This is a genomic window from Marivita sp., assembly GCF_022763305.1.
In the GTDB taxonomy this organism is placed as follows: Bacteria; Pseudomonadota; Alphaproteobacteria; order Rhodobacterales; family Rhodobacteraceae; genus Marivita.
In genome coordinates this window covers 43,478-54,443 of the sequence record NZ_JALEGT010000033.1, presented here as the reverse complement: position 1 = coordinate 54,443, position 10,966 = coordinate 43,478, and the positions used below count along the sequence as shown (strand labels likewise).

Genomic DNA, 10,966 nt, shown 5'->3' with positions numbered 1-10,966 from the left:
GCGATACCGTAACCGACAACTTCCGCGTCGTATCCCTAGAAAAATACAAAATCGTCTGAAACGACATCAGGTCAATTCAGGCGCATGAGTATATGATGAATTTAACGCCATTTATGACCTGACTGCCCGTTTATTGGGCGCAGCGTTTTGATGCTGGCCGCTTTCTGCGGTGCTTTCGCTCAGTTGTGGTGCGTGGCCAAGAAATGCGTTGGAACTCGGGTCACACCGATTGCTAGCGTTCCGCCAAGATGACTCACCTGACCGCCCTCACCACCTTGCCGCCGCGTTCTCATGGCAAGCTGACCATCGCCGCCAAGGCGCGGGGCGACGGGGTGTCGGCGTTGGCCGATCTGCACCAGACCGGGTCCGCCAAGATCCTGATGACCCCGGCCCGCGATGCGGTCGAAGGCGTGATCCTCAACACCTCTGGTGGCCTGACAGGGGGCGACACCCTGTCCATCGCGGCGACGGCCCAGACAGGCGCACGGCTGCGCCTGACGACGCAGGCCGCCGAACGGGTCTACCGCACCGCCGACGACACCAACGCACGGGTGCGCAACATCGTAACGGTCGAAGCCGGTGGACGCGTTGATTGGTTGCCGCAGGAAACCATTCTGTTTCAGAACGGCGCGCTGCGCCGGTCGCTGACCATCAGGATGGCGTCCGATGCCCGCGTGCTGGTCGTCGAACCCGTCCTCTTTGGCCGCCTCGCGATGGGCGAAGTCGTCACGCAGGCCCGCTTTGCCGACAGCCTGACGCTGGAGCGTGACGGCGCACTGGTCTTCCGCGATGCCAGCACCCTGAATGGCGACATCACGGCGATCCTCGACAAACCCGCGCTGGGCGGCGGTGCCCGTGCAATGGCTCTAGTCGTTTTCGCTGCCCCCGAGGCCGAGGCGCATCTAGGTCCGATCCGTGCCATGCTGCCGTCAACCGCAGGTGTGTCGCTTGTGCAGGACGGCGTTCTGGTCCTCCGCGCACTGGCGAAAGACGGCTACGACCTGCGCCGCACTCTCATTCCTGTTCTTGATCGGCTGAGCGGTGACGCCCTGCCGCGATCCTGGAGACTGTAAGACATGAACCTGACCCCCCGCGAAAAAGACAAGCTGCTGGTCGCCATGGCTGCCATGGTCGCGCGCAAACGCCTCGAAAGGGGTGTGAAGCTCAACCACCCCGAAGCGATTGCGCTGATCACCGATGCGGTGGTCGAAGGCGCGCGCGACGGGCGCAGCGTGGCCGACATGATGCAGGCGGGCGCGCAGGTCATCACCCGCGATCAGTGCATGGAAGGCGTGCCCGAGATGATCCACGAGGTGCAGGTCGAAGCGACGTTTCCGGACGGCACCAAACTGGTGACGGTGCACAATCCGATCCGGTGACTTTGCGTATTTTTGAAAAGAAGAAGCGAAAGGATTTCGAGATGAAAAAAGGTCTGGCTTTGGCGGCGGCGTCGATGGTTCTGGCAACTTCCGCACTGGCGCATCCCGGCGCCCATGTGCACCCGCATGATGGCGCGCATTGGCTGGCGATTGTCAGTGCTCTGGGTCTGATCGCCGTTGCAGGCGGGCTGGCCTTTGGCAAAATCCGGAACCGCAAATGATCCCCGGAGAGCTGTTCCCGGCCGAAGGGTCGCTGACCCTGAACCCCGACCGCCCGGCGATCACGCTGATGGTGGCCAACACGGGCGACCGCCCTGTGCAGGTCGGCAGCCATTACCATTTCGCCGAAACCAACCCGGCACTCGATTTCGACCGCGACGCTGCGCGGGGACACAGGCTCGACATCGCGCCGGGCACCGCTGTGCGGTTTGAGCCAGGCCAGAGGCGCGAAGTGCAGTTGATCCCGCTCTCTGGCGCGCGCCGGGTGATCGGATTCAACCAGCAGGTCATGGGGGACCTCTGATGGGTCGGCTGTTCACTCCGATGGATTACTGGGCCAATGCCATGCAGGTGGGTTGGGTCATCGCCGAAGCGCAGGGCGTGATCGCCATGCGCATGATGGGGGCAATGGGTCTCTGGTCAGTGCCCAAGTCCGAAAACAGCCGGATGCTGAACGAAAAGATCTTTGCCTTTGCGAAAGGGGGGACGGATGCGTCTTTGGCCATGCTGGCCGGGAAAAGCCCCGATGTGGTGGCGTCCCTCGCGATCAAACCGATCCGGCAAGCCACCCGCTCCAATCACAAACGCCTCACTAAACGCGGACTGAAAAGGGCCTGATATGCCAGCACAGATCAAACGCGCCGATTACGCCGCCATGTTCGGCCCCACCGTGGGCGACAAGCTGCGGCTGGCCGATACCGACCTGATCATCGAGGTCGAACGCGACCTGACTGCCGAAGCCGTCGGCGCGGCAACAGCCGGAGGCAGCGGTGCAAATGCGCTGGTCTACGGAGAAGAGGTCAAGTTCGGCGGCGGCAAGGTGATCCGCGACGGCATGGGACAGTCTCAGGCGACCCGGACCGAGGGCGCGGTGGATACCGTGATCACCAACGCGCTTATCGTCGACTATACTGGCATCTACAAGGCCGATGTCGGGCTGCGCGACGGGCGCATCTACAAGATCGGCAAGGCGGGCAACCCGGACACCCAGCCGGGCGTGAACATCATCGTCGGACCGGGCACAGAAGCCATCGCGGGCGAGGGTCGCATCCTCACCGCAGGCGGGTTCGACAGCCACATCCACTACATCTGCCCGCAGCAGATCGAGGACGCGTTGCACTCGGGCCTCACCACGATGCTGGGCGGCGGCACCGGCCCCGCACATGGCACGCTCGCCACCACCTGTACGCCCGGCCCGTGGCACATCGGGCGCATGCTGCAGGCGGCGGATGCCTTCCCGATGAACCTCGCCTTCGCGGGCAAGGGCAATGCCTCTCTGCCTGCCGCCTTGGAAGAGCAGATCAAGGCGGGCGCCTGCGCGCTCAAACTGCACGAGGATTGGGGCACGACCCCCGGTGCCATCGACTGCTGTCTGAGCGTTGCTGACGCGATGGACGTACAGGTGATGATCCACACCGACACGCTCAACGAAAGCGGTTTCGTCGAACACACCGTCAAAGCCATGAAGGGCCGCACGATCCACGCCTTCCACACCGAAGGGGCCGGTGGCGGGCACGCGCCGGACATCATCAAGATCTGCGGTGAGGAGCATGTACTGCCATCCTCCACCAACCCGACGCGCCCCTTTACGGTGAACACGCTGGAAGAGCATCTCGACATGCTCATGGTCTGTCACCACCTCGACAAATCCATCCCCGAGGACATCGCTTTTGCCGAAAGCCGCATCCGGCGCGAGACCATCGCGGCGGAAGACATTCTGCACGACATGGGCGCTTTCAGCATCATCGCCTCGGACAGTCAGGCGATGGGCAGGGTGGGCGAGGTGATCATCCGCACTTGGCAGACCGCCGACAAGATGAAGAAGCAGCGCGGCGCGTTGCCCGAGGAAACCGGCGACAACGACAACATGCGTGTGCGCCGTTATGTTGCGAAATACACGATCAACCCGGCGATTGCGCATGGCATCAGCCGTGAGATCGGCAGCATCGAAGAAGGCAAGCGCGCCGATCTGGTGCTCTGGCATCCGGCCTTCTTTGGCGTGAAGCCCGAGATGGTCCTGATCGGTGGTACGATTGCCTGCGCGCAGATGGGCGACCCCAACGCGTCGATCCCGACGCCGCAGCCGGTCTATACGCGGCCCATGTGGGGGGCCTATGGGCGCAGCGTCGAAAACTCGGCAGTGATCTTCGTGTCCGAGGCGGCGCAGGCGGATGGGATCGGCGAAAAGCTGGGGATCGCGAAGAAAACGGTCGCGGTGCAGAATACGCGCGGGATCGGCAAGTCGGACCTCAAGCTGAACACCGCCACCCCCAAGGTCGAGGTGAACCCCGAAACCTACGAGGTGCGCGCGGATGGGGAGTTGCTGGTCTGCGAACCGGCAGAGGTTCTGCCGATGGCGCAGCGCTATTTTCTTTTTTGACAGCGATGATGCAAAGAGGTCCGCATATGCATTCCGTGCAATCCCGGCATGCCGTCATGGTGCTATTGGTGCCGGAACAGCCGTGCTACCTGCACCTTCAGGGAGGAGACAGTCTGACCACTTCCAAGGACCTGTCTCATGGCACACACACTCGACCACGTTCCGTCCACCACGCTTGTGGCACGCATCTGGACTGCGATTGTTCAGATGGGCGAAAATTCGTCGCGCGCGCAGACCGTGAAGCGTCTGAACGCCGTGTCGGACGAACAACTGGCCTCCATGGGCATCACGCGTGCACAGCTCGTCCAGCGGGCCCTGTCCACCGGCGCACTGTAAGGCACATTCTGCGGGGGGCGCTATGACGGCCCCCGATCGCATCGCACAGGTCTATCACGACCACGCCCACCAAACCCCGGTCGGGCAGGTCCAATTGACCTATGAGGACCGCTTCCTGCGTCGCAAGGTGCTTGACCTTGTTGATGGCAGCCGAGTTCTGGTGGACCTTCCCAAGACCACGTCGCTCAACCATGGCGGCGTGCTTGTTCTGGAAGACGGGTCCGAAATCGCTGTCCTTGCCGCCCCGGAACCCTTGCTGGAAGTCAAAGGCAAGTCCTTGCACCGGCTTGCCTGGCACATCGGCAACCGCCACACCCCCTGCCAGATCGAAGAGATGCGATTGCTGATCCAGCGCGATCACGTCATTCGCGACATGCTGAACCTTTTGGGCGCGGATGTGACAGAGGTGGTGGAACCTTTCACCCCGGAGGGAGGAGCCTATGGCCATGGACGGACCCATTCGCACGCCCACTGACCCGATCCTGACGCTGGCGCAATGGCTGTCGCCGGGTTTCCCTATCGGGGCCTTCGCCTATTCCAGCGGGTTGGAGCAGGCGATTGCCGATAAACTGGTGACACCCACCAACGTGGAGGACTGGCTGTCCGACATGCTGCGCGAGGGCAATGGCGTGAGCGATGCGATCCTCATCCGTGCGGCGGCCAGCGGGATGGACCCGTGGGACGTCGACCAGACCGCGCGCGCCTTCTGTCCCAGCCGCGAACGCCTGTTGGAGATCGACGCGCAGGGTTCGGCCTTCTGCGACCAGTTGCGCGCTAATTGGGGCATCGACGTGACGAACCTCACCTACCCGGTGGCGCTGGGCGTCGGGATCAGACACTTGGACCTTCCCCTGACGATGGCGGTGCAGATGTACCTGCACGCCTGGGTCGCTGCCGTGGTCGCCGCCTGCCAACGCCTTATGGCGCTGGGCCAGACCGAAGCGCAAAGGATCGTCGCGGCCCTGTCGCCGCTCTGTTCCGACATCGCAGCACAAACCGAGGACCAGACGCTTGACGATCTGACCAGTCAGAGCTTTGCTGCCGACATCGCAGCGATGCGTCACGAAACCCTCACCCCAAGGATTTTCCGCACATGAGCCCCCGCAACGGACCCCTTCGAGTTGGCATCGGCGGCCCGGTGGGTGCGGGGAAGACCTCGCTCACCGCCGCTTTGGCAAAACGTCTGAAAGACACGCATTCCGTCGGTGTCATAACGAATGACATCTACACGCAGGAAGACGCCGAGGCGCTGATGCGCATGCAGATCCTGCCGCAGGATCGGGTGATCGGTGTGGAAACCGGTGGCTGCCCGCACACCGCGATCCGCGAGGACGCGTCGATCAACCTTGCTGCCGTGGCCGAGATGGTCAAACGTCATCCCGATGTCGAAGTCGTACTGATCGAAAGCGGCGGAGACAACCTGTCTGCCACCTTCAGCCCGGAACTGGCCGATGTGACGCTTTACGTGATCGACGTGGCGGCGGGTGAGGAAATTCCCCGCAAGGGCGGGCCTGCACTGACCCGGTCGGACATCCTCGTGATCAACAAGACCGACCTCGCCCCCCATGTCGGGGCCTCGCTCGAGGTGATGGATCGCGACGCCACCAAGATGCGCGAGGGCCGTCCCTTTGTCTTTGCCGCCATCCGCCACGATCAGGGGGTGGATGAGGTCTTGGATCATCTTAAACGTGTGTCCGGGCTGTAACTGTGGTAGCGTCACAGCATGGTCATTTACAGACCTGATGTGCGTGGCGTATCTTGTAAGTGTAGACCCATGAACCCCTATACCTTGTGGTGGCCGACATGCCCGAGATCGGAAAGCAAATCGCCGCCCTTCCCATGCGGTGGAAAAAGGACGGCTCTTTCGAGGTTCTGATGGTGACGTCCCGGGAAACCCGCCGGTGGATCATGCCGAAAGGGTGGACGATGGACGGCAAGAAGCCCTGGCATGCCGCCGAGATCGAGGCGCTCGAAGAGGCGGGGGCGGTGGGCTATATCGGCACAGAGGTGATCGGCACCTATACCTACAAGAAGCGGCTGTCAGACGGATCGGTCCTCAAATGTGAAGTCGATGTTTATCCGATGGTGGTCGATCATCTCAAACGCAATTGGAAAGAGCGACGTCAGCGCAAGCGCCGCTGGTTCAGCCCCAAGAGTGCGGCCAAGCGGGTCAATGAAAAGAAGCTGGCCAAATTGCTCAAGAGCCTTGCAAAGAAACCGTCGCGGCAACCGGTGATCCGGCAATTCCTCGAAGCGTCGTGAGCCGAACACACCGACAGTCGAAGGTCAGTCCACGGGCAGTCCACTCGGCACATGGTCGGGTCGGCCCAAGGGCCGCTCATGCGCAGTGACACCGGTGAGGCTGTTGAGGAAGGCCACGATTTCGTCCACCTGTGCATCGCTGAGCGCGACAGGAGCCACATCAAGTGTCGCGGCATGCCGCTCCATTTCCAACCGGTCGGACTGGATGACGTAATCCACTGCCGCCAGCCAGGGCACCTCGGGCAGGGCCGCCCGCGCGGGACTCCAATCTGATCGCATCGATACGGGATCGGCCATGTGACGCACCATGTCCCGCAGGCTGGAATAGGCACCGTTATGGCCATAGGGCGCGGTCAGCGCCACATTGCGCAAAGGGGGCGTGCGGAACCGATAAGCGTCCTCCAGATCGTCGGTCGCCCCCATCCGCCCGACATCGCGCGGGATCGGGTCCCATTGCCGCGTCCGTCCGGGGCCGAAGGCGGGCAGGGCCATGGCATGGAAATCCTGATCGCTGAGAAGCGGGCCATTGTGGCACTGCGCGCAGCGCGCCTCCCCGAAGAAAAGCTGACGCCCGCGTTCCGCATCCTCCGGCAGTGGGGTGCCATCGGTCAGGAACGCATCATATGGGCTGTCGAAATTCGCCCATTCCGTTCCGATGAACGCGGCCAGAGCATTGCCGATCTCGACAATGGTCACGTCCTCCGGCCGCTCGATATGGTCGAAGGCCGCAACGAACATCTCGCCATAGGCCGGGATCGTACGCACGCGTTTGGCCAGAATGGGCCAGCCAAGGTCGATCCGATCCTTGACCGCGCCGATCACTTCGTTCTCGCCGGTATTGCCGGCCATCTCGAACTGCGCCGTCATCGGAAACAGCGCCTGCGCAGCGATTATCGACTCCAGTCCCTGGGGCAACCACTCCTCGGCCGGGCTGTCGAACCCGTTGCCATAGATGTCCGAGATCTCGAGCCGCCCGTCATGAAAGAGCACCCGAACGTCCTTGTGCCCGAGGTTCCAGAGCGCGGGCGCATTGCGCGGGATCCGTTTCGCGATCCGGTCGGATCCTTCGCCCGGCGTGCGCTTGGGGCCAAGGCCCACGCCGCCTTCACCGATGCCCAGCGAAAGACCATCCGTGCCAGCAAGATCGTGGTGATGGCAGGTCCCGCACGAGATATTCCTGTTCCCGCTCAGGATCTTGTCGTAAAACAGCAGTTGACCGAGACGGGCCTGATCGGCATCGAAGGGGATGAAATCCTCTTCCGTGATCGGCTGTGCCGCGAGCGGCGTCGCGGTCAGAGACAGACATACGAGCAGACCGAGATGAAGCTGACCCACTGGATTGCGCTCTGCCTTGTTCTGGCGCTCCCGGCCCGTGCCGACATCGAAGACGCGCGCGACCTGATGGAAGAGGGGCGTTTTGCAGAGGCCCGCGAGGCGCTCTGGCCAGCCGCGCGGTCGGGCAATGCCGAGGCCGAGGAACTGATCGGCGTAATGTACGCGCTGGGTCTGGGCGTCGAGCAGGACTATGTCCGCGCCTTCGACTGGTATCTGCGGTCGGCCATGAAGGGCCACGCGGGCGCGCAATCGGGTGTCGGCTGGTACTATGAAACGGGCCTCGGCCTGCCCGCCCCGGACCTCGTCCGCGCGTTCCTGTGGTACCAGCTCAGCACCATCGGCGGAGACCCCGACGCGGCCATTTCGGTCGAAGAAGTGGTCAAGAAGATGACGCCGGATCAGATCGAACATGCGCAACAGCTCGTGGATGACTACAGGGTCTGGCTCTACCCGTTTCGGTAAATGTTGCGGATCGCTCTAGCAGGGGCAAGTGGCAGGAGTGTGGCGGGTCAGATTACAAATCGATTCACCATCACGCATGATTGATTGATGCCATTCTGAACTCAAACATTGACGTATTTTAGCCGAGTTAGAGGTGCGACATGGTTCTCTCTATCAGACATGTAGGCAATTGGGCGTTTGTCTATGTGTTTGATCGTAAGTTTCGCTCGCGACATTGAGCCGGGGGCTCGGGATCAATCCCAAAACGGTCGCGAAATGGCGCAAGCGACGGACCGTCGAGGATCGCAAGATCGGGCCGGTGATGTTCAAGAGACTGATGCACCGCTTGATCTGAAGCGTTTTGCCGCTTGGACCCAGATGCGCGTTTCTTGAAGGGTGCGGTGAAGGGTCAGCACACGACTCACCGGGTTGCGGGTTGCGATAACGCCGGAGGCAGGTTTTGCAGGATCACCATCGCGGACAAGGAGCACGCGTCCCGCAATGGCCCGCTTGCTCTTCATTCAGCAGTCTCCAGTCAGTCAGCAGAGGGCCATGAAGGTCTGTTTGCTTGCGCAGACCAAAGGTCTCGGAGCCGATCAACTCTGAAAAAGCAGCCTCAGCGTCAGAAGCTTTCCACGCGTATGTCAATCGGCATACCCGACAGTGCGTCCTTGAGCCGTGCCGTGTCCTGTTCATCCGTGCGCACAAGTACTGAGAGCCGCTCATTTATCGAAAGCTCGGTTCGAATCCCGAGTTTCTCTGCGGCCAGTTCAATCGCCCAGCGGATCGCGATTGCGCGCAGATCGGGTTTGAAAATCTTGCCGATCGGTGTCAGCGGCAGCGCGTCCAGGACATCGATCCTTTTCGGGAGCGCGGTGGGGTCTGCGATCCGTTCTTGCAGGAAATCGTCCAACTCCGACCCCTCCGGCACCCATCCATTGCGGGTCGAGATGAAAGCGACCGGAAGCTCGCCTGCGTAGGCATCGGGCATGCCGACGGCTGCGGCGTTCTCGATATTCGGATGCGCGAGCAGCGCGTCTTCGATCATTTGCGGGTCGATGTTGTGCGCTCCGCGAATGATCACGTCCTTCTTCCGCCCGGTGATGAATAGGCGACCCTTTGCATCCATCATGCCCAGATCGCCCGATACAAGCCATCCACCCGGCAGGAACGTGCCTGCATTGCGCGTGGCATCGGTGTAGCCGGCGGCAACGTTGGGGCCTCTTTGCGCGATGATACCGGTCTCGCCGCGAGGGAGCTGTTTGGCAGGGTCGGCGGCACCATCGGTTTCGCCAAGGACGGCAATCTCGGTGAAGGGCAGACGTAGCCCGCAGGACAGGGGGGTGCGAGGGCCGTGAACCGGCTCGACTGCCATCGTGCCTGCGCTCTCGGTCATTCCAAGGATGTTGCGAACGGGAACGCCGGTATGGGCCTCGGCGGCGTCCGCCAGTTCCGTGGGTAGGGGCGATCCACCGGTCAGCAGCCATCGGAGCGATGAGATATCGGCATCGACGGGCGTTCCTTTCAAAGCGGCCAGAACGGTTGGCACCGCGCCGATGCTGGTGATCCCGAGACGCTCGACGTGCGCCCAGATCCCACGCATGAATGCGGGGTTGCGCATGCCCAATCGGCCCGGAATGACGAGGCTTCCGCCCGCCGATAGGGCAGACAAGCCGAAAACAAATGCACCGGCGACATGGAACAGGGGAAAGCCGTTCACCATCACGTCGTCTGGTCCGAAATCGTGCATGAGTGCGCAGGACCGCGCGACGTGGCTTTCGTTCAGCCGCGTATGTTGCACCAGTTTTGGGGCGCCGGTCGTGCCGCCCGTGTGATAATACGCAGCGATGACGTTTTCGTCCCCGTCCGGTGTGATCTCCGCACCGGGTTTCGCAATCAGTTCCTCGAACACACCATCCGCATCAGGGCATGGTCCATCCACATCGCACGCAAAGATCGGCAGGTCGATCCCTTCGGCCCGCAGCGCCGGAATGAGGGTGCTCCAGTAATCGAGTTCGGAATTCGCGCCCATGGCGACCACTGCTGCCGCATTCGACGCCCGGATCAGCCCGGCGATGTGATCGGGTTTCAACATCGGATTGATCGGACATGCGCGGCCGGCGATCTGTGCGCCCCACAAGGCGGCCTGGGCCGCGGGTGTGTGTTGCGTGAGGATAGCGATAGAGCGGTCCGCTGCGACCCCGTTTCTTCGGAACAGACGCGCCGCGCCCATGATCTGTTTTGCGAACTCCGAAAAGGTCACGATCTCGTCCGACGCCGGATCGTTCGCATCGCGAAGATACCGCAGGGCCGTTGCATCGGGGCGCAGTGCAGCCTGTGTCCGAAGGATGTCCCACGGGGTTTTCTGAGGATAGATCTTGTCAAATCCCGCTGTTTCGAGGCGCTCGATGTCTGACAGTGTTCTGATCTTCATGTCCAACGGAGCTCGTGATTCATCGGATTGTGCGGCTGCGGGTTTGAGGTTGGTGTCGCTCACATCCGGGTCCTTTTTTCTTCTGTCAGTTCGTATCCGGTCCAGACCTCTGGACTGTCGGACTTGCATTGGCTTGATGTCGCGCCAAGAAAACAGTTGGCTCTCTTCCGTTTTCGCGAC

Annotated in this window: 14 protein-coding genes; 12 read left to right on the top strand and 2 right to left on the bottom strand. The window is 62.1% G+C overall.

From position 1 onward, the window contains the following. Window positions 1-248: 248 nt before the first annotated feature. From MRY75_RS05715 to MRY75_RS05665, 11 genes are all read left to right on the top strand, one after another. Window positions 249-1,073: an urease accessory protein UreD gene (locus MRY75_RS05715; protein ID WP_292306178.1), complete on the top strand. Its 825-nt coding sequence runs from the start codon at window positions 249-251 to the stop codon at window positions 1,071-1,073. A 3-nt stretch (window positions 1,074-1,076) separates the two neighbouring features. Then, window positions 1,077-1,379: an urease subunit gamma gene (locus tag MRY75_RS05710; protein ID WP_085637600.1), complete on the top strand. Its 303-nt coding sequence runs from the start codon at window positions 1,077-1,079 to the stop codon at window positions 1,377-1,379. 41 nt (window positions 1,380-1,420) lie between these two features. Beyond that, window positions 1,421-1,600 carry a hypothetical protein gene (locus MRY75_RS05705; RefSeq protein WP_292306177.1) on the top strand — a complete coding sequence of 60 codons (180 nt, stop codon included), beginning with the start codon at window positions 1,421-1,423 and terminating at the stop codon, window positions 1,598-1,600. Then, on the top strand, window positions 1,597-1,902 hold the full coding sequence (locus MRY75_RS05700; protein ID WP_292064052.1) for an urease subunit beta: 306 nt from the start codon (window positions 1,597-1,599) through the stop codon (window positions 1,900-1,902). Before MRY75_RS05705 ends, MRY75_RS05700 begins: the two co-directional genes overlap by 4 nt. Continuing rightward, on the top strand, window positions 1,902-2,216 hold the full coding sequence (locus MRY75_RS05695) for an antifreeze protein (RefSeq protein ID WP_292306176.1): 315 nt from the start codon (window positions 1,902-1,904) through the stop codon (window positions 2,214-2,216). The genes MRY75_RS05700 and MRY75_RS05695 overlap by 1 nt, the downstream gene beginning before the upstream one ends. Before the next feature lies 1 nt (window position 2,217). Continuing rightward, window positions 2,218-3,978: an urease subunit alpha gene (gene ureC, locus MRY75_RS05690; protein ID WP_292306175.1), complete on the top strand. Its 1,761-nt coding sequence runs from the start codon at window positions 2,218-2,220 to the stop codon at window positions 3,976-3,978. A 138-nt stretch (window positions 3,979-4,116) separates the two neighbouring features. Further along, complete coding sequence (locus tag MRY75_RS05685) at window positions 4,117-4,314, top strand: hypothetical protein (RefSeq protein WP_292306174.1); 198 nt, start codon at window positions 4,117-4,119, stop codon at window positions 4,312-4,314. 22 nt (window positions 4,315-4,336) lie between these two features. Continuing rightward, window positions 4,337-4,789 carry an urease accessory protein UreE gene (locus tag MRY75_RS05680; RefSeq protein ID WP_292306173.1) on the top strand — a complete coding sequence of 151 codons (453 nt, stop codon included), beginning with the start codon at window positions 4,337-4,339 and terminating at the stop codon, window positions 4,787-4,789. Continuing rightward, on the top strand, window positions 4,761-5,411 hold the full coding sequence (locus MRY75_RS05675; protein ID WP_292306172.1) for an urease accessory UreF family protein: 651 nt from the start codon (window positions 4,761-4,763) through the stop codon (window positions 5,409-5,411). The genes MRY75_RS05680 and MRY75_RS05675 overlap by 29 nt, the downstream gene beginning before the upstream one ends. Further along, a complete protein-coding gene (gene ureG / locus MRY75_RS05670; RefSeq protein WP_292306171.1) occupies window positions 5,408-6,019 on the top strand; it encodes an urease accessory protein UreG in 612 nt (203 codons plus the stop codon). Before MRY75_RS05675 ends, ureG begins: the two co-directional genes overlap by 4 nt. A 98-nt stretch (window positions 6,020-6,117) precedes the next feature. Continuing rightward, on the top strand, window positions 6,118-6,576 hold the full coding sequence (locus MRY75_RS05665) for an NUDIX domain-containing protein (protein WP_292306170.1): 459 nt from the start codon (window positions 6,118-6,120) through the stop codon (window positions 6,574-6,576). Window positions 6,577-6,600: 24 nt separating this feature from the next. Here the strand turns inward: MRY75_RS05665 and MRY75_RS05660 are convergent, their stop codons facing one another. Next, window positions 6,601-7,911 (bottom strand): cytochrome c peroxidase, encoded by a 1,311-nt coding sequence (locus MRY75_RS05660; RefSeq protein WP_292306169.1) that lies wholly within the window; start codon window positions 7,909-7,911, stop codon window positions 6,601-6,603. Here MRY75_RS05660 and MRY75_RS05655 point away from each other — a divergent pair. Then, the gene (locus MRY75_RS05655) at window positions 7,897-8,373 is read left to right on the top strand and encodes a tetratricopeptide repeat protein (RefSeq protein WP_292306168.1); all 477 of its coding nucleotides are present in this window, start codon (window positions 7,897-7,899) and stop codon (window positions 8,371-8,373) included. The two genes, MRY75_RS05660 and MRY75_RS05655, sit on opposite strands and share 15 nt — an antisense overlap. A 601-nt stretch (window positions 8,374-8,974) precedes the next feature. On the opposite strand, the gene MRY75_RS05650 is transcribed toward MRY75_RS05655, so the two are convergent. Continuing rightward, a complete protein-coding gene (locus MRY75_RS05650; protein ID WP_292306167.1) occupies window positions 8,975-10,786 on the bottom strand; it encodes an AMP-binding protein in 1,812 nt (603 codons plus the stop codon). Between the last annotated feature and the right edge of the window lie 180 nt (window positions 10,787-10,966).

What these genes read in the sequence shown, in the direction of transcription:
- MRY75_RS05705 (WP_292306177.1), top strand. Translation starts at nt 1,421, where the DNA reads ATGAAAAAAGGTCTGGCTTTGGCGGCGGCGTCGATGGTTCTGGCAACT.
- ureC (WP_292306175.1), top strand. Translation starts at nt 2,218, where the DNA reads ATGCCAGCACAGATCAAACGCGCCGATTACGCCGCCATGTTCGGCCCC.
- MRY75_RS05675 (WP_292306172.1), top strand. Translation starts at nt 4,761, where the DNA reads ATGGACGGACCCATTCGCACGCCCACTGACCCGATCCTGACGCTGGCG.
- MRY75_RS05650 (WP_292306167.1), bottom strand. Translation starts at nt 10,786, where the DNA reads ATGAAGATCAGAACACTGTCAGACATCGAGCGCCTCGAAACAGCGGGA.
- MRY75_RS05680 (WP_292306173.1), top strand. Translation starts at nt 4,337, where the DNA reads ATGACGGCCCCCGATCGCATCGCACAGGTCTATCACGACCACGCCCAC.
- MRY75_RS05655 (WP_292306168.1), top strand. Translation starts at nt 7,897, where the DNA reads ATGAAGCTGACCCACTGGATTGCGCTCTGCCTTGTTCTGGCGCTCCCG.
- MRY75_RS05665 (WP_292306170.1), top strand. Translation starts at nt 6,118, where the DNA reads ATGCCCGAGATCGGAAAGCAAATCGCCGCCCTTCCCATGCGGTGGAAA.
- MRY75_RS05700 (WP_292064052.1), top strand. Translation starts at nt 1,597, where the DNA reads ATGATCCCCGGAGAGCTGTTCCCGGCCGAAGGGTCGCTGACCCTGAAC.
- MRY75_RS05695 (WP_292306176.1), top strand. Translation starts at nt 1,902, where the DNA reads ATGGGTCGGCTGTTCACTCCGATGGATTACTGGGCCAATGCCATGCAG.
- MRY75_RS05715 (WP_292306178.1), top strand. Translation starts at nt 249, where the DNA reads ATGACTCACCTGACCGCCCTCACCACCTTGCCGCCGCGTTCTCATGGC.
- MRY75_RS05710 (WP_085637600.1), top strand. Translation starts at nt 1,077, where the DNA reads ATGAACCTGACCCCCCGCGAAAAAGACAAGCTGCTGGTCGCCATGGCT.
- MRY75_RS05685 (WP_292306174.1), top strand. Translation starts at nt 4,117, where the DNA reads ATGGCACACACACTCGACCACGTTCCGTCCACCACGCTTGTGGCACGC.
- ureG (WP_292306171.1), top strand. Translation starts at nt 5,408, where the DNA reads ATGAGCCCCCGCAACGGACCCCTTCGAGTTGGCATCGGCGGCCCGGTG.